At 67.8% G+C, this 16,982-nt stretch carries 16 protein-coding genes, 2 tRNA genes and 1 pseudogene; 12 read left to right on the forward strand and 7 right to left on the reverse strand.

What is annotated here, in order from left to right; all coding sequences use genetic code 11:
* Nucleotides 1–135 (reverse strand): annotated as a pseudogene (locus A5697_RS27790) (MFS transporter); the annotation flags it as partial.
* Between the two features lie 95 nt (nucleotides 136–230).
* Between A5697_RS27790 and A5697_RS15495 the strand changes: the two are divergent.
* The 4 genes from A5697_RS15495 to A5697_RS15510 all read left to right on the forward strand — a co-directional run bounded on the left by A5697_RS15495 (nucleotide 231) and on the right by A5697_RS15510 (nucleotide 2,868).
* Complete coding sequence (locus tag A5697_RS15495) at nucleotides 231–1,028, forward strand: fumarylacetoacetate hydrolase family protein (RefSeq protein ID WP_067947627.1); 798 nt, start codon at nucleotides 231–233, stop codon at nucleotides 1,026–1,028.
* Nucleotides 1,025–2,494: a glutamate--tRNA ligase gene (gltX, locus tag A5697_RS15500; protein WP_082953419.1), complete on the forward strand. Its 1,470-nt coding sequence runs from the start codon at nucleotides 1,025–1,027 to the stop codon at nucleotides 2,492–2,494. Before A5697_RS15495 ends, gltX begins: the two co-directional genes overlap by 4 nt.
* A 157-nt stretch (nucleotides 2,495–2,651) precedes the next feature.
* Nucleotides 2,652–2,723, forward strand: a tRNA-Gln gene (locus A5697_RS15505).
* Nucleotides 2,724–2,795: 72 nt separating this feature from the next.
* Nucleotides 2,796–2,868 (forward strand) — tRNA-Glu (locus A5697_RS15510).
* Nucleotides 2,869–2,874: 6 nt separating this feature from the next.
* Here the strand turns inward: A5697_RS15510 and A5697_RS15515 are convergent.
* Both A5697_RS15515 and A5697_RS15520 read right to left on the reverse strand, forming a co-directional pair.
* On the reverse strand, nucleotides 2,875–3,387 hold the full coding sequence (locus A5697_RS15515; protein WP_067948235.1) for a pyridoxamine 5'-phosphate oxidase family protein: 513 nt from the start codon (nucleotides 3,385–3,387) through the stop codon (nucleotides 2,875–2,877).
* Between the two features lie 69 nt (nucleotides 3,388–3,456).
* A complete protein-coding gene (locus A5697_RS15520) occupies nucleotides 3,457–4,158 on the reverse strand; it encodes an IclR family transcriptional regulator (protein WP_068011327.1) in 702 nt (233 codons plus the stop codon).
* A 78-nt stretch (nucleotides 4,159–4,236) separates the two neighbouring features.
* On the opposite strand from A5697_RS15520, the gene leuC reads away from it, so the two are divergent.
* From leuC to A5697_RS15535, 3 genes are all read left to right on the forward strand, one after another.
* On the forward strand, nucleotides 4,237–5,670 hold the full coding sequence (gene leuC, locus A5697_RS15525) for a 3-isopropylmalate dehydratase large subunit (protein WP_156673315.1): 1,434 nt from the start codon (nucleotides 4,237–4,239) through the stop codon (nucleotides 5,668–5,670).
* 24 nt (nucleotides 5,671–5,694) lie between these two features.
* Entirely contained in the window at nucleotides 5,695–6,291 is a 597-nt protein-coding gene (leuD, locus tag A5697_RS15530; RefSeq protein WP_067948231.1) for a 3-isopropylmalate dehydratase small subunit, read from the forward strand.
* A gap of 212 nt (nucleotides 6,292–6,503) precedes the next feature.
* On the forward strand, nucleotides 6,504–7,130 hold the full coding sequence (locus A5697_RS15535; RefSeq protein ID WP_068011328.1) for an HU family DNA-binding protein: 627 nt from the start codon (nucleotides 6,504–6,506) through the stop codon (nucleotides 7,128–7,130).
* Nucleotides 7,131–7,199: 69 nt separating this feature from the next.
* On the opposite strand, the gene A5697_RS15540 is transcribed toward A5697_RS15535, so the two are convergent.
* The 3 genes from A5697_RS15540 to cofC form a co-directional block, all read right to left on the reverse strand.
* Entirely contained in the window at nucleotides 7,200–8,141 is a 942-nt protein-coding gene (locus tag A5697_RS15540) for an NUDIX hydrolase (RefSeq protein ID WP_067948227.1), read from the reverse strand.
* A gap of 85 nt (nucleotides 8,142–8,226) precedes the next feature.
* A complete protein-coding gene (locus A5697_RS15545; RefSeq protein WP_067948226.1) occupies nucleotides 8,227–10,416 on the reverse strand; it encodes an RNA degradosome polyphosphate kinase in 2,190 nt (729 codons plus the stop codon).
* 89 nt (nucleotides 10,417–10,505) lie between these two features.
* Nucleotides 10,506–11,159 carry a 2-phospho-L-lactate guanylyltransferase gene (gene cofC / locus A5697_RS15550; RefSeq protein WP_068011329.1) on the reverse strand — a complete coding sequence of 218 codons (654 nt, stop codon included), beginning with the start codon at nucleotides 11,157–11,159 and terminating at the stop codon, nucleotides 10,506–10,508.
* 112 nt (nucleotides 11,160–11,271) lie between these two features.
* Here cofC and A5697_RS15555 point away from each other — a divergent pair, with 112 nt between their 5' ends.
* Nucleotides 11,272–12,291 carry an NAD(P)H-dependent glycerol-3-phosphate dehydrogenase gene (locus A5697_RS15555; protein WP_067948223.1) on the forward strand — a complete coding sequence of 340 codons (1,020 nt, stop codon included), beginning with the start codon at nucleotides 11,272–11,274 and terminating at the stop codon, nucleotides 12,289–12,291.
* Between the two features lie 77 nt (nucleotides 12,292–12,368).
* Entirely contained in the window at nucleotides 12,369–13,481 is a 1,113-nt protein-coding gene (locus A5697_RS15560; protein ID WP_068011330.1) for a D-alanine--D-alanine ligase family protein, read from the forward strand.
* Here the strand turns inward: A5697_RS15560 and A5697_RS15565 are convergent.
* Nucleotides 13,478–13,999 (reverse strand): DUF3515 domain-containing protein, encoded by a 522-nt coding sequence (locus A5697_RS15565; RefSeq protein WP_082953420.1) that lies wholly within the window; start codon nucleotides 13,997–13,999, stop codon nucleotides 13,478–13,480. The two genes, A5697_RS15560 and A5697_RS15565, sit on opposite strands and share 4 nt — an antisense overlap.
* Before the next feature lie 197 nt (nucleotides 14,000–14,196).
* On the opposite strand from A5697_RS15565, the gene A5697_RS15570 reads away from it, so the two are divergent.
* From A5697_RS15570 to A5697_RS15580, 3 genes are read left to right on the forward strand one after another with little or no spacing between them, the layout of a single operon-like run.
* Nucleotides 14,197–15,159, forward strand: a complete 963-nt coding sequence (locus tag A5697_RS15570) for a thiamine-phosphate kinase (protein ID WP_068011331.1) — start codon at nucleotides 14,197–14,199, stop codon at nucleotides 15,157–15,159.
* 9 nt (nucleotides 15,160–15,168) lie between these two features.
* A complete protein-coding gene (locus tag A5697_RS15575) occupies nucleotides 15,169–15,882 on the forward strand; it encodes a uracil-DNA glycosylase (RefSeq protein WP_068011332.1) in 714 nt (237 codons plus the stop codon).
* Nucleotides 15,883–15,887: 5 nt separating this feature from the next.
* Nucleotides 15,888–16,814: an NADP-dependent oxidoreductase gene (locus A5697_RS15580; RefSeq protein ID WP_068011334.1), complete on the forward strand. Its 927-nt coding sequence runs from the start codon at nucleotides 15,888–15,890 to the stop codon at nucleotides 16,812–16,814.
* Nucleotides 16,815–16,982: the final 168 nt, after the last annotated feature.

Genomic DNA, 16,982 nt, shown 5'->3' on the forward strand with positions numbered 1-16,982 from the left:
CTGTAGCGAGGGAATCAAGAACGCGACGCCGTTGATGAAGAGGAAGGAGCTCGCCGTGGCCACCAGCGATACGACCATGATCGACCAGCGCCCGCCCGCACCCAGTTCACGCGTCGTGGTCGTTGCCGGTTGCATCCCCAATGCTCGCACACGCCCCGAAAAGCGCTGGTAATTACCGTGTGCCTGCTGCCTTTGCGACGCCCAAACCGCTCATCAGTAGGCTCAACCAAATGCGCCTTGGTCGAATCGCCAGCCCGGACGGTGTCGCCTTCGTCAGCATCGAGGGCGAACTCGCCGATCCCGCCGCCATGATCGCCCGCGAGATCGCTGAGCATCCCTTTGGCACGCCGAACTTCACCGGCCGATCGTGGCCGCTGGCCGATGTGCGGTTGCTGGCTCCGATACTGGCCAGCAAGGTGGTCTGCATCGGCAAGAACTACGCCGATCACATCGCCGAGATGACCGAGCTCACCGGCCCCGCGGCGCCGGATCCCATCATCTTCCTCAAGCCCAATACGGCCATCGTCGGACCCAACGTGCCGATCCGGTTGCCCGCCAACGCATCACCCGTGCATTTCGAGGGCGAGCTGGCCGCGGTCATCGGCAGGCCCTGCAAGGACGTCTCGGCGGCCGAGGCCGCCGACAGCATCCTGGGCTACACAATCGGAAACGACGTGTCGGCGCGCGACCAACAGAAGGCCGACGGCCAGTGGACCCGGGCCAAAGGGCACGACACCTTCTGTCCGGTGGGTCCGTGGATCGTCACCGACGTCGATCCGGCTGATCTCGAAATCCGCACCGACGTCAACGGCGCGGTGAAGCAACACAGCCGTACCTCTCTGATGATTCACGACGTCGGCGCCATCGTCGAGTGGATCTCGGCCGTGATGACCCTGTTGCCCGGCGACCTCATCCTCACCGGAACGCCGGCCGGGGTCGGTCCGATCGAGGACGGCGACACGGTCTCCGTCACCATCGAGGGCATCGGTACCCTCACCAATCCCGTGGTCCGTAAGGGAAAGTCGTGACTACCGAAACGAAAGTCCGCGTCAGGTTCTGCCCGTCGCCTACCGGCACCCCGCACGTCGGGATGGTCCGCACCGCGCTGTTCAACTGGGCCTACGCCCGGCACACGGGTGGCACCTTCGTCTTCCGCATCGAGGACACCGACGCCGAACGCGACAGCGAGGAAAGCTATCTGGCGCTGCTCGACGCGCTGCGCTGGCTGGGCCTCGACTGGGACGAGGGGCCCGAGGTCGGCGGGACCTACGGCCCATACCGGCAGTCGCAGCGCAAAGAGATCTACCGGGACGTGGTGGCCAAGCTGCTCGAAGCGGGCGAGGCCTACTACGCTTTCTCGACGCCGGAAGAGGTTGAGGCGCGCCACATCGCGGCGGGCCGCAACCCCAAACTGGGGTACGACAACTTCGACCGGCAGCTGACCGATGCCCAGCGCGCCGCTTTCCTGGCCGAGGGCCGCAAGCCGGTGGTGCGGCTGCGGATGCCCGACGAAGACCTCGGCTGGCACGACCTGGTGCGCGGACCCACCAATTTCGCCGCGGGCACCGTGCCGGACTTCGCGCTGACCCGCGCCAACGGAGATCCGTTGTACACCTTGGTCAACCCCTGCGACGACGCGCTGATGAAAATCACCCACGTGCTGCGGGGCGAGGACCTACTGCCCTCCACGCCGCGTCAGCTCGCGCTGTACCAGTCGCTGATCCGGATCGGCGTGGCCGAGCGCATACCGGAGTTCGCGCACCTGCCAACGGTATTGGGGGAGGGGACCAAGAAACTCTCCAAGCGCGACCCGCAGTCGAATCTGTTCGCCCACCGCGACCGCGGCTTCATCCCCGAGGGGCTGCTGAACTATCTCGCGTTGCTCGGCTGGGCGATCGCCGACGACCACGACCTGTTCAGTCTCGACGAAATGGTCGCCGCGTTCGACGTCGTCGACGTCAATTCCAACCCGGCCCGCTTCGATCAGAAGAAGGCCGACGCCCTCAACGGTGAGCACATCCGCATGCTCGAGCCCGCGGATTTCGCGCGCCGGCTGCGCGACTACTTCGACGTCCACGGACATCGCGTCGGATTGGACGGCGCGGCGTTCGCCACCGCCGCCGACCTAGTCCAGACGCGCATCGTCGTGCTCGCCGACGCGTGGGACCTGCTCAGGTTCCTCAACGACGACGAATACGCCATCGACCCCAAGGCCGCCGCCAAGGAGCTCGGTCCGGACGCCGCCGCGGTGCTGGACGCCGCGCTGGCGGCGCTGGACGGCGTGACGGACTGGACCACGGCGCAGATCGAGGCCGCCCTCAAGGGTGCGCTCATCGAAAGCCTCGGCCTCAAACCGCGTAAGGCGTTCGGTCCGATCCGGGTGGCCGCCACGGGAACGACGGTCAGCCCGCCGTTGTTCGAATCGCTGGAGCTGCTCGGCCGTGACCGCAGCGTGCAGCGGCTACGCGCCGCACGCGAAACGGTCGCCGGATAGGCCCTAGACCTCGCGGGCCTCGCATGCGGATTGTCCCGAGAGTCTTTGGTAGTCTGCACTGCGGCTCACAAAGGCCGACAACGGTTGGCGGCAGCGGTCTTCCGAGCAGCTCGATACGGCTCCAAATGACCGTTGACCAGCGGTTTTAGGCAGCCAATGGGGTATGGTGTAATTGGCAACACAGCTGATTCTGGTTCAGCCATTCTAGGTTCGAGTCCTGGTACCCCAGCAAAATCTCGCCACCTCAAGCGATTAGGTGGGGTTTGGAGCGTGAGCTATGCTGACTCTCCGGATCGTGTCCGGCCCCGTCGTCTAGCGGCCTAGGACGCCGCCCTCTCACGGCGGTAGCGTGGGTTCGAATCCCATCGGGGCTACAAAAATTATTGGCCGGTGCCCAGCACTGCCGGTGCGGTGGATCCACCCACGGGCATGGCCGGCAGGCCGAGTTTGCGGTGATCCCACGAGCGGGCGCGATGGGCGACGATTCGCACGCAGACGCGCTTGTTCATCATCTGCTCGACGAACGGCTTCATCTCGTCGGTGTAAGGCCCGGTGTAACGCTCGAACACGCTGACCCCGACCCGGTGTGCGACGTCGGGGTCGTCGACGATCTCGGCGACGCCCTCGAACGACACTCCACGCAACGTGTCATAGGTGTCGCCGTCCTCGATCAGGAAGCTCACCCGGGGATCGCGTTTGAGGTTGACCGCCTTCTGCGACTTGGCCTTGGTTTCGAGCCAGATCTCGCCGTCCACGACGGCGTACCACATTGCGGTCAGGTGCGGCTGGCCGTCGGGGCCGACGGTGGCCAGCGTCCCGGTGCGGCTCTTGACGACGAAGTCGGCGATTTCGTCATCGGACATGACGATGCTCGCGCGCTGATTGGTTCCCATGGCGGTCAGTCTGTCAGGCCGCGTGCGCTCGATTGTGCGCCGGTCGCGAAGGAAGCATCCACGCGACGTTCAGAGCCGGCGGGTGAGCGCTTCGGCCGCGGCCAGTAGATCGGCGGCCCAGCGCGCGCCGGGACGCCGGCCGATGCGGTCGACGGGTCCCGACACCGAGATTGCGGCGATCACGGCACCGCGGCTGTCGCGCACGGGAACCGACACGCTCGCCACCCCGGGCTCGCGCTCGGCCACGCTTTGTGCCCAGCCGCGCCGGCGCACTTCGGCCAGCGTGCGCTCGGTGAATTTCGCGGTCGGTAGCACCGCTTTTTGCGTCGCCGCGTCGCTGTGGGCCAGCAGCACCTTGGCGCCCGAGCCCGCCGTCATCGGCAATCGCGCCCCGACCGGGACCGTATCGCGAAGGCCCGCAGCCGGTTCCAGGGCTGCCACACAGACCCGTTCGATGCCCTCGCGGCGGTACAGCTGCACGCTTTCCCCGGTGGTCTCGCGCAGCAGGGGAAGCACCCCCGCACTGGCGGCCAGCAGCGGATCGTTGACATGGGCGGCGAGCTCGGTGACGGCCGGACCGAGTCCCCAGCGGCCTTCGTCGTCGCGGGCCAGCAGGCGATGGATCTCCAGCGCTGCGGCCAGCCGATACGCGGTGGCCCTGGGCAATCCGGTTCGTTCGCACAGTTCGGCCAGTCCGCATGGGGATTGGGCAACGGTCTGCAGGACATCCACAGCTTTGTCGAGTACGCCGATGCCGCTATGCTGTCTCACAAGAAGATACTAGCGTCTCGCATTCTGAGATCACAGCCCATGGTCGATCGGCGAGCCGCGGATGAGGAATTGAGGCGAATGCAGATGGGATCCGGCAAGCCGCGCACCCTGGCCGAAAAGGTCTGGGACGACCACGTTGTGGATAATGGCAGCGACCCCGAACACGGGGGGGCGCCCGACCTGATCTACATCGATCTGCATCTGGTGCACGAGGTCACCAGCCCGCAGGCCTTCGATGGGCTGCGGCTGGCCGGCCGTCCGGTGCGACGGCCCGATCTGACACTGGCCACCGAGGATCACAACGTGCCCACTGTCGACATCGACAAGCCGATCGCCGACCCGGTGTCGCGCACCCAGGTCGAAACGTTGCGCCGCAACTGCGCCGAATTCGGCATTCGCCTTTATCCGATGGGCAATATCGAGCAGGGCATCGTGCATGTCGTCGGGCCGCAATTGGGTCTGACCCAACCGGGAATGACCGTTGTCTGTGGTGATAGTCACACGTCGACGCACGGCGCATTCGGCGCACTGGCAATGGGCATTGGCACCTCGGAGGTCGAGCACGTGCTTGCCACGCAGACGTTGCCGCTGCGGCCGTTCAAGACGATGGCGGTCAATGTCGAGGGCGAATTGCCCGCCGGGGTGACGGCCAAGGACATCATTCTCGCCTTGATCGCCAAGATCGGCACCGGCGGCGGTCAGGGGCACGTCATCGAATACCGCGGCAGCGCCATCGAATCACTGTCGATGGAAGGCCGGATGACGATCTGCAACATGAGCATCGAGGCCGGCGCCAGAGCGGGCATGGTAGCCCCGGACGCCACCACCTTTGAATTCCTGCGCGACAAGCCGCACGCGCCGCAGGGGGCGCAATGGGACGCGGCGATGCGCTATTGGCAGGAGTTGCACACCGACCCCGGTGCCGTTTTCGACACCGAGGTCCGCCTCGACGCAACATCGTTGAGTCCGTTCGTGACGTGGGGAACAAATCCCGGTCAGGGAGTGCCGCTGGCCGCGGCTGTGCCCGACCCGGAGCTGATGGCCGGCGACTCCGAGCGGCAGGCCGCCGAGAAAGCCTTGGCTTACATGGACCTTCGGCCGGGCACTCCGATGCGCGATATCGCGGTCGACACCGTGTTCGTGGGCTCTTGTACCAACGGTCGTATCGAAGACCTGCGGGTGGTCGCCGACGTGCTGCGCGGCCGCAGGCTGGCGCCCGGAGTGCGGATGCTCGTGGTGCCCGGGTCCATGCGGGTGCGGGCGCAGGCCGAAGCCGAAGGGCTGGGCGAGGTTTTCACCGCAGCGGGCGCCGAATGGCGACAGGCGGGCTGCTCGATGTGCCTGGGAATGAACCCGGACCAGCTGGCGCCGGGTGAGCGGTGCGCGGCCACGTCGAACCGCAACTTCGAAGGGCGCCAGGGGAAAGGCGGCCGCACGCATCTGGTGTCACCGGCCGTAGCCGCCGCGACGGCGGTTCGCGGCACATTGTCCGCCCCGGCCGATTTGAACTGACCCAATCGAGAAGAAGAGATGAGCATGGAAGCATTTCACTCCCACACCGGTATCGGCGTGCCGTTGCGGCGGTCCAATGTCGACACCGATCAGATCATTCCGGCGGTGTATTTGAAGCGCGTCACCCGAACCGGTTTCGAGGATGGGTTGTTCGCCAGCTGGCGCTCGGATCCCTCATTCGTCCTCAACCTCAGTCCCTTTGACCGTGGGACGGTCCTGGTCGCCGGCCCCGATTTCGGGACCGGCTCGTCCCGCGAGCACGCGGTGTGGGCGCTCATGGACTACGGGTTCCGGGTGGTCATCTCGTCTCGATTCGGTGACATCTTCCGGGGCAACGCCGGGAAGGCGGGCCTGCTGGCGGCCGAAGTTTCTCAGGACGGCGTGGAACTCCTTTGGAAGCTCATCGAGCAGAGTCCGGGACTGGAAATCACTGCCAATCTTCAAGATCGAAATATCACCGCCGGAACGACGGTGTTGCCGTTCAAGATTGACGACCACACCGCATGGCGATTGCTCGAAGGCCTCGACGATATAGCCCTTACGCTGCGGAAACTCGACAAGATCGAATCTTACGAGGCCGCCTATCCGCAGTGGAAACCGCGCACTCTGCCCGCCTCCTGAACGGTCGAGAACGCCGGAATTTCTTCTCGCTCACCTAACTAAACCGGGCCGATTTCCCAGTCCCGCCACCGGTCAAGGGCGGCAACCGGATTGCGAAACGTCGGATTGTCCGACCCTGAAATTGCGCGTGGCTCTTGGAAATTTGCTGGGTGAGGGTTTACCGTGTGCACTAGTCGGTTCAAATCGAGGACCACTAGCGTCGGAGGGATTGGATGAATAAGGCAGAGCTCATAGATGTGCTCACTCAAAAATTGAACACCGACCGTCGGCAGGCAACCGCCGCCGTCGAGAACGTCGTCGACACCATTGTGCGTGCCGTGCACAAGGGCGACAGCGTCACCATTACCGGGTTCGGTGTTTTCGAGCAACGGCGCCGCGCGGCCCGCGTGGCCCGCAACCCGCGTACCGGCGAGACGGTGAAGGTAAAGCCGACCTCCGTCCCGGCGTTCCGCCCCGGTGCTCAATTCAAAGCGGTTGTCTCTGGCGCACAGCGTCTCCCGTCGGAAGGACCTGCAGTGAAGCGTGGTGTAGTGGCAAGCGGCGCGGCCAAGAAGACCGCCGCCAAGAAGGCTCCCGCCAAGAAGGCCGCGGCGAAGAAGACCGCCGCCAAGAAGGCTCCGGCCAAGAAGGCGGCGACCAAGGCTCCGGCCAAGAAGGCCGCGACCAAGGCCCCGGCCAAGAAGGCCGCGACCAAGGCCCCGGCTAAGAAGACCGCGGCGAAGAAGGTCGTGGCGAAGAAGGCTCCGGCTAAGAAGGCCGCGACCAAGGCCCCGGCTAAGAAGGCCGCGGCGAAGAAGGCTCCGGCCAAGAAGGCCACCGCGCGTCGCGGTCGCCGTTAAGGCAGCAGCCGAGTTCTCAACGCGAATACCCTTCGGGCCGCAGTGGTGCGCCCGAAGGGTATTCGCGTGTCAGGCCCGCACGTTGGCGGCCAGCGCGCCGCCGATGTGGTCGGCGGCCACCAGCCGGCCACCTGATAGTGAAAGCACCCAGGTGCTGCCCTTGTGGTTGCGCGACTTGTCGGGACGTATCCCGTCCCGCTCGCACCACCACGCGATCAAGTCCGGAATCACCTTGCCCTGAGTGCAAATGACCGGTGTGCCTTCGTGCTCGGCGATCTCGAGCATTCGGTGTCGGCCGCGTTTGGGGCTCTTGCCGTAGGCCTCCTCGGTGAGGGTCGGCTCGTTGTGCACCGTCACGCCCAATTCCTCGGCCAGCGGTTCCACCGTCTGGTGGCAGCGCAGGCGGTCGGCCGCATACACGTCGGTGGCGCCGAACGCCAGCAGCTGCGGAACCAGTGCCTCGGCCTGCGCGCGCCCGCGTTTGTCCAGCGGCCGCTGGGTGTCGTCGCCCTTGAACCGTGATTTCCGTCCCGCCGTGCCATGTCGCACCACCACCACCGAGCGGGTGTCGGCAGGGTGCTTCATGAAGTGGCGCAACATCTTTCGGTCATGCGAATAGCTCAGTCTCTTCAGCGCGTCGGGTATCGGCAACCACACCAGTTCGTCGACCTCGTTGCCGGGGATGAAGTCTCCGCCATGGCTGCGCGCCGCCCAGTAGTAGACCTTCTTGACGCCCGCCTCGATCGGGTAACTCACCATGTCGAGCCGACGGCCCAGGACCGCATGCTGCCCCGTCTCCTCGCACACTTCCCGCACCGCGGCGACGGGCGCGGTCTCGCCCGGATCCACCTTCCCCTTCGGCAGCGACCAGTCGTCGTAGCGGGGGCGGTGGATCACCGCGAGCTCGAGGCCGGGGTTGGAGGAATCGGTCGGCCGCCACAAGACCGCGCCGGCGGCATAGACGATCCGGCTTCCCGGACGCCGAGCGGTGGACGAGCTCTTGGTCGGCAACTCAACTCCTGCAGGTCAATTCGGTCGGGACCGCGCACACGTTTGCGGTGCGGCCGGAAGACCACCGTAAATCACCACGCAGAGGCTACGGACTGCGGTGTCGCTCCATCAACGACACTTGATGGTCGCGCACGGTGTGGCCGTCGTGCGGTGACGCGATCCACTGTCCGTCGGGCCCCAGCTCCCAGCACCGGGTGGACGGGTCCAGCGCGGACTCGAACAGGTCGTCCAGATATGAGGTCAGCCTGGGATCCTTCACCTGAACCAGCGCCTCGACGCGGCGGTCGAGGTTGCGGTGCATCATGTCCGCGCTGCCGATCCAAAACTCGTTGATGCGATTGAAATGCATGATGCGGGAATGCTCGAGGAAGCGACCGAGAATCGAGCGCACCGCGATGTTCTCCGAGAATCCTTCGGCGCCGGGGCGCAGCGCGCAGATGCCGCGCACCACCACCTCCACCCGCACGTCCGCCATCGACGCGCGGTAGAGCGCGTCGATGACCTGCTCGTCGACGAGCGCATTCATCTTGAGCCGGATCCGGCCGCCGCCGTGTTCGCGGTGGGCGGCGATCTCGCGCTCGACGCGTTCGATGATGCCGGTGCGAATCCCGTGCGGGGCGACCAGAAGGTTGCGGTAGGAGACCTTGCGCGAGTAGCCGGTAAGCGAATTGAACAGGTCGGTCAGATCGGCCCCGATCTCGGGAGAGGCTGTCAGCAGACCGACGTCTTCGTACAGTCGCGCCGTCTTTCCGTTGTAGTTGCCGGTTCCGATGTGGCAGTAGCGCCGGATCGCCGAGCCCTCGCGCCGGACCACCAGGCAGGTCTTGCAGTGCGTCTTGAGCCCGACGTACCCGTATACGACGTGCACGCCCGCCTGCTCCAGCGTTCGCGCCCAGCGGATGTTGGCCTGCTCGTCGAAGCGCGCCTTGATCTCCACGAGCGCCACCACTTGCTTGCCGGCCTCCGCGGCGGCGATGAGCGCCCGAACGATCGGCGAATCGCCGGATGTGCGGTACAGAGTCTGCTTGATCGCCAGCACATTCGGATCGGCGGCGGCCTGCTCGATGAATCGCTGCACGCTGGTGGAGAACGACTCATACGGATGATGAAGCAGCACATCGCCTTCGCGCAGCGTTGCGAAGATGCTCCTGGGCGTCTCGCGGTCGACGAATGCGGGACTGGTGGCCGGGACGAATGCCGGGTCTTTCAGCGCCGGCCGGTCGACGCTGTAGACCTGCCACAACGACGAAAGGTCGAGTAGGCCCGGCACCTCGATGACGTCACCCGGGTTCACGTCGAGTTCGCGCAGCAGCAGTTCCAGCATGCTCTCGGTCATGTCGTTGGCGACCTCGAGTCGCACCGGCGACCCGAACCGCCTGCGCGCCAATTCCCGTTCCAGCGCTTGCAACAGGTCTTCGTCGCGGTCCTCTTCGACCTCGTAGTCCGCGTTGCGGGTGATGCGGAAAGCGTGATGCTGGACGATCTCCATGCCAGGGAACAGCACCGGCAGGAAGGCCGCGATCAGCTCTTCCATTGGCAGGTAGCGAATTATGGTGGGGCCTTCGCCGTCATCGGTCTCGCGCGCGCCCAGTTCGACGAAGCGATCGACGTTGTTGGGCACCTTCACTCGCGCGAAGTGCTGGCCGCCGTCCTCGGGCTGGCGCACCATGACCGCCAGGTTCAGGCTCAGGCCACTGACGAACGGGAAGGGGTGAGCGGGATCGACGGCGAGCGGCGTGAGAACGGGAAAGACTTGTTCGTGGAAATAGGTGGACAGTTCGTCGCGCTCACTCTGATCCAAATCGGCCCACGTGACTATATGTATGCCTTCCTCGGCGAGCGCCGGTCGCACCGAATCGAGAAACACCCGCGCGTGCCGGGTCGCGATCCGCTGCGTCTGCTCACCGATCAGGGCCAGTTGCTCGCGCGGCGTCAGGCCGTCGGCGGAGCGCACCGACAGCCCCATCTCGTCGCGGCGCTTCAGGCCGGCGACCCGGACCATGTAGAACTCGTCGAGGTTGGAGGCGAAGATCGCCAGAAACTTGGCCCGCTCCAACAATGGCAACGAGCTGTCGGCGGCCAGCGCCAGCACGCGGGCGTTGAAGTCCAGCCAGCTCAGCTCCCGGTTGAGATAGCGGTCCTCCGGCAGGTCGGTGAGCGCGGAGGGCGTCGCGGCGGGCGGCGCTGCCACGGCCGAGTCGCCTTGATGCCACAAGTTCTCTTCGGGGCGCGCCTCAGCTTCGGTTTCGGTCACCCTGCGATCATTGCTCATCACTCGCCGATGCTGCTAGCGCTCGGCGGACATCCATTCGCCGTTGGGCCGACGTTCACCGCGTGGACAGGTACGCCGCGTCGCCGGTCGAGTCAGTGCTGGGCGAGCGCACGGGCGGTGGCCGCGCCCACCCCCAGCCGGCGCGCGGTGGCGAGGTCGTCGGGAGTGTCGACGTCGCAGCGCAGGCCCGGCCACGCACCGGTCAGCTCGATAGCACCCGAACGCCGGTGTCGCGCCGACGAATCGGAACCGAACTGCGGATCGAGCGGGGCGCCGAAGGCGAAGAGGGCCGCGGTTCCCGTGGCCAGCCGGTCGGCGACGAAGCTGCGCCGGTGATGACGCGCGGCGGCGATCGCCTCGGCCAGCTCCTGCGTCTGAAGCGCCGGCAAATCCCCCTGCAACGCAACGACATTCGGGAAAAAACCGCCGACGGCCCGTTCGGCGGTGGCGATGGCGTTGTTGAGCGGGTCGCCGTGCCCCTGGGGCGTCGGGTCGGCCAGCACCTCGGCGCCCAGCTCGGTCGCCGCGGCGGCCGCGGCCTCGTCGGGCGTGATGACGGTGATCGAGCCCAACGACGCCACCCGGCCCGCCGCGGTCAGGGTGTCGATCAACATGGCCAGCACCACGCTCTCCCGGGTGCGCGCCGAGAACACCGGGGCCAGCCTCGTCTTGGCCGCGGCCAAGCGTTTGACGGCGACGATCAGGGCGACGTCTCTGCCCGCTTCGTCGGCTCGTGTGCCGCTCATGAGATCTCATCCTGCCAGCGACCGGTGAACGCGGACGCGCTAGCTCGCGTGACGGCCGCTGATCTAGGGTGTATCGGCTGCAACACGCGGAGACGACAGACGGGGGTGGTGGATGGCCAGCTCGAAGGGCGCCATCGCGGTCATGGGTGCCGGGGCGTGGGGCACCGCGCTGGCCAAGGTGCTCGTCGAGGCCGGCGAACCCGACGTGGAGGTCATGTTGTGGGCCCGTCGATCCGAGGTCGCCGACCGGATCAACGCCACCCGCTCCAACCCCGACTATCTGCCCGGCGCGATACTGCCGGCGAACGTCCGCGCGACCACCGATGCGGCGGAGGCGCTGGGCTTTGCCTCGACGGTGCTGTTGGCGGTCCCCGCGCAGACGATGCGCGCCAACCTCGAAGGGTGGGCACCGTTGATAGCCGACGGCGCCACCCTGGTCAGCCTGGCCAAGGGCATCGAGCTGGGCACGCTGATGCGGATGAGCCAGGTCATCGTTTCGGTGACGGGTGTCGATCCGGCTCAGGTCGCGGTGGTCTCGGGGCCCAACCTGGCCAGCGAGATCGCCGAATGCCAGCCCGCCGCGACCGTCGTCGCGTGCAGCGACTCCGGGCGCGCGGTCGCCCTGCAGCGCATGCTGAACACCGGATATCTCCGGCCGTACACCAACAGCGATGTCGTCGGCACCGAGATCGGCGGGGCGTGCAAGAACGTCATCGCGCTCGCGTGCGGCATGGCGGCCGGTGTCGGGCTTGGCGAAAACACCGCGGCGGCGATCATCACCCGCGGTCTGGCCGAGATCATGCGGCTGGGCATTGCGCTCGGCGCCAAGGGCGCCACGCTGGCCGGGCTGGCCGGCGTCGGTGACCTGGTCGCGACGTGCACGTCGCCGTATTCGCGGAACCGATCGTTCGGCGAGCGCCTGGGTCGCGGCGGGACGATGGAATCGGCGATGCGGGCCGGGGAAGGACACGTCGTCGAAGGCGTGACGTCCAGCGAGTCGGTGCTGGCGCTCGCGTCCAGTTACGACGTCGAGATGCCGCTCACCGACGCCGTGCACCGCGTCTGTCACAAGGGGCTGTCGGTGGACGAGGCGATGGCCCTGCTGCTGGGACGCAGGACCAAGCCCGAGTGACCGCGCCGCGACCGAAACCCCAGCTAGTGGCCCGCCGCCCGGCCCCCGGGCCGCGCAACCGGTAGCCTCTCCAGGTTGTGAGTGCCAGCGGAAGCCGCGTGCGCGTCGCCGTCGTCTTCGGTGGGCGCAGCAACGAGCACGCCATTTCGTGCGTGTCCGCGGGCAGCATCCTGCGCAATCTCGACCCCGAGCGGTTCGAGGTGGTCCCGATCGGCATCACCCCGCAAGGGTCGTGGGTGCTCACCGACGGTGACCCGGACGCGCTGGCCATCAGCGACCGGCGGCTGCCGGAGGTGACCGCGCAGTCGGGAACCGAACTGGCCCTGCCGGCGGACCCGCGGCGCGGCGGCCAACTGGTCTCACTCTCGTCCGGGGCCGGCGAGGTCCTGGCGTCCGTCGACGTGGTGTTCCCGGTGCTGCACGGTCCGTACGGAGAAGACGGCACGATCCAGGGTCTGCTGGAGTTGGCGGGCGTGCCCTATGTCGGCGCCGGCGTGCTGGCCAGCGCGGCGGGCATGGACAAGGAGTTCACCAAGAAGCTGTTCGTCGCCGAAGGGCTTCCGGTCGGCCCGTACGCGGTGCTGCGCCCGTCCCGGTCGACCCTGCGGCCCGATGAGTGCGAGCGGCTGGGTCTGCCGGTGTTCGTCAAACCCGCCCGCGGTGGCTCCTCGATCGGCGTCACTCGGGTGGCGCGCTGGGACGACCTGGATGCCGCCGTCGCGGTCGCGCGTCGCCACGACCCGAAAGTGATCGTGGAGGCGGCGATCGTCGGCCGCGAGCTGGAGTGCGGCGTGCTCGAAATGCCTGACGGCACAATAGAAGCCAGCACGTTGGGTGAGATCCGGGTGGCCGGGGTACGCGGACGCGAGGATTCGTTCTACGACTTCGCCACCAAATATCTGGACGACGCAGCGGAATTGGACGTCCCGGCCAAGGTTGACGACGACATCGCCGACACCATCCGGCATTTGGCGATCCGGGCGTTCAACGCCATCGACTGTCAGGGTTTGGCCCGGGTCGACTTCTTCCTCACCGACGACGGGCCGGTGCTCAACGAAATCAACACGATGCCCGGGTTCACCACGATTTCGATGTACCCGAGGATGTGGGCGGCCAGCGGGGTGGACTATCCGACGCTGCTGGCGACCATGGTCGAGACGGCGTTGGCCCGCGGTGTGGGCCTGCGTTAACTAGCCGGGGTCCCCGGGTTGATCGGGACCGCCGCGATGGTGCGGTCGACCACCTCGGAGAGTTGCTGGATCGGCGTCGGGCCGGATCCCGAGGGCAGCGTGAGCGCCACATAGACCGGCCGATCCACGGTGTACCAGGTGGACCTGCCCGCATCACTGGCGGATTGCTGTTCGGGGCGCACGGCGAACCACTGCACGCGGTCGACGACCTGAATCGGAGATCCCACGACGAATTCCGCGGGACGGTCGAGTCCGCAGCGCAGCACGACGGGCTCGCCGTCCGGGCCGGCCCGCCATGCGGCGGCGCCGTGGGGCGCCGGTTGGGCGATGGGCGCGCGTTGATAATCGCCGAGCCGCTGCGGAAGCGCCCCGGCCAACGCCCGGCATGCGGGGCTGTCGGCCTGCGGCGCCGGTGCGGCGGGTACGGCGACCGGTTGCGGCGGCGCCTCACGATTCGCCGCGATCACCAGGATCACGCCGATCGCCACGACGGCCACCGCGACCGCGGCGATGATCATCGCGGCGGGCGGACCGGTGTCGGCGGCGGGGCGGGTATCGGGGTCGGTCGTCACCGCCGCGCACCTCCTATCTCTGGCACAGCGGTGCAGGGTTCTACACTGGCGCGGGCCGCTCGCGCGGGCAGTAGACCAACTTACCGCAGGTCGGCGACCCGACCGAGGCCCACGCGGGGGACCAAAGCGCCGGAGGAGGTGGCGTGCGCGACGACGCATCGGAACCCACACTGCAGCAGCTCGGGGAGTTCGCCGTCATCGATCGTTTGGTGCGCGGCCGTCGGCAGCCTGCGGCGGTGGCGGTCGGGCCGGGTGACGACGCGGCGGTGGTGCAAGCCAGGGACGGGCGCATCGCGGTGTCGACCGACATGCTCGTGCAGGATCGGCACTTTCGGCTGGACTGGTCGACCCCCCGCGACGTCGGCCGCAAGGCCATCGCCCAGAACGCCGCGGACATCGAGGCGATGGGGGCGCGGCCGACGGCCTTCGTGGTCGCGTTCGGCGCGCCCGGTGACACTCCGGCGGCCGACGTCGACGGGCTGGTCGGCGGCATGTGGGACGAGGCGCAGCGCATCGGCGCGGGCATCGCCGGCGGCGACCTCGTCAGCTGCCCGCAATGGGTGATCTCCGTGACGGTGCTGGGTGACCTCGACGGCCGCGCACCGGTGCTGCGGTCGGGTGCGACAGCGGGCTCGGTGATCGCGGTCGCCGGTGAACTCGGCCGCTCGGCGGCCGGGCTTTCGTTGTTCGGCAAGGGGATCGAGGGGTTCGATTCGCTGCGCCGCCGGCACCTGGTTCCCCAGCCGCCCTACGGCCAGGGCGTAGCGGCGGCCGCTGGGGGATCGCAAGCGATGATCGACGTCTCCGACGGCCTGATCGCCGACCTGCGGCACGTCGCCTCGGCATCGGCGGTAGCGATGGATGTGTCCACGGCGGCGCTCACCGCCGACCACGACGCACTGACCGCTGCGGCCGCCGCCGCGGGCGCCGACCCATGGTCGTGGGTGCTCGGCGGTGGTGAAGACCACGCCCTGGTGGCATGTTTCGCCGGTCCCGCGCCCGCCGGATGGCGGATCATCGGACGGGTTCTCGAGGGAAAGGCCGAAGTCCTTGTCGACGGGCACGAGTGGACCGGCTACGCCGGCTGGCAGTCGTATGACCGTTAGGGTGGCGCGATGAGCCTTGATGCTTCGAAAGGACCGGCGACGACGGCGCGGCCGTTGAGCGAACTCGTCGAGCCGGGGTGGGCGAGGGCGCTGCAGCCGGTGGCCGATCAGGTCGCCGCGATGGGCCAATTCCTGCGGGCCGAGATCGCGGCCGGGCGCAGGTACCTGCCGGCGGGGCCGAACGTGTTGCGCGCGTTCACTTTTCCGTTCGACGGTGTCCGGGTGCTGATCGTCGGGCAAGACCCTTACCCCACGCCGGGCCACGCGGTGGGCCTGAGCTTTTCGGTGGCCCCCGACGTGCGCCCGCTGCCGCGCAGCCTGGCCAACATCTTCGACGAGTACGCCGCCGACCTCGGGCATCCGCAGCCCTCGTGTGGCGACCTGACGCCGTGGGCCGAGCGCGGGGTGATGTTGCTGAACAGGGTGCTCACCGTGCGCCCGAGTAATCCGGCCTCGCACCGGGGTAAGGGCTGGGAGGCGGTGACCGAGTGCGCGATCCGTGCGCTGGCGGCGCGCTCACAGCCGATGGTGGCGATCCTCTGGGGCCGCGACGCGTCGACGCTCAAACCGATGCTGGCAGAGGGCAATTGCGTGGCGATCGAGTCGCCGCACCCGTCGCCGCTGTCGGCATCCCGGGGGTTCTTCGGGTCGCGCCCGTTCAGCCGCGCCAACGAACTGCTCACGGGCATGGGCGCCGATCCCATCGATTGGCGGCTGCCGTGACCGAGATGCGGGCTTTGCGGGCGCACCACCGGGGCGGCCCGGAGCAACTGGTGGTCGAGCAGGCGCCGGTGCCGGTCCCGGCCGCGGGCGAAGTCTTGCTGGCCGTCCACGCCGCCGCCATCACGTTCGACGAGTTGACGTGGGAGGAGACCTGGACCCGAGACGGGGTGAGCCGGACGCCGGTGATCCCGTCGCATGAAGTGTCGGGCGTCGTCGCCGAGGCGGCGCCGGGCGTGACGGACTTCGCGCCCGGCGACGAGGTGTACGGGCTGGTCCAGTTCGACCGGGACGGTGCGGCGGCCGAATTCGTCTGCGTCCCCGCGGGGGACCTGGCCGCCAAGCCGTCGACGGTGTCGCACGCCGTCGCCGCCGCGCTGCCGCTGGCCGGCCTCACCGCCCTGCAGGCCCTGGTGGACCACGCCGGCGTGCGACCGGGTGAGGCCGTGCTGGTGCACGGCGGCGCGGGCGGGGTGGGCGCCCTGACCGTTCAGCTGGCCGCGATGCTGGGCGCGCGGGTCACCGCGACGGTGCGCAGCGATGCCGGTGACCTCGTCCGGGGATTCGGTGCCGTCCGGGTGATCGACGTCCGCACCGAGACATTCGAAGACGCCGTCTACGACGTCGTGATCGACACCGTCGGCGGTGAGACATTGGACCGATCGTTTCCGGTGCTCCGCCCGGGTGGGCGGCTGGTCACCCTGTCGGCGCCCCCGCCCGCGGCCGCCGCCGACGAATATGGCGTCGCGGCAATCTTTTTCATCGTCACACCGAATCGGGATCAGCTGGCCGAGTTGGCGTCGCTGGTCGACAGCGGACGGCTGCGGGTGCAGATCGCCGAGGCGTTCCCGCTCGAGCGGGGGCGCGAGGCGTTTGAAAGCGGCAGTCGCCCGGGCCGGCGGCCCGGCAAGACGGTCATCGTCGTTCGAGACTAGGGCGGGCCCTGTTCGGCCTTGCACTTAATGCGTAATCCCTTGTGTCACTTTGGCTTCAGTGGTCACATGGCGGCCGTTTTTGTCGGTGGGCGTTCGTAGGGTTTGCGGTATGGGTGTCAGTGGTCGTGAGGAGATCGTCGAGGTGTTCGACGCGCTCGACGACGACGT

It is taken from the genome of Mycobacterium sp. E3251 (genome assembly GCF_001666835.1).
Lineage (GTDB): Bacteria > Actinomycetota > Actinomycetes > Mycobacteriales > Mycobacteriaceae > Mycobacterium.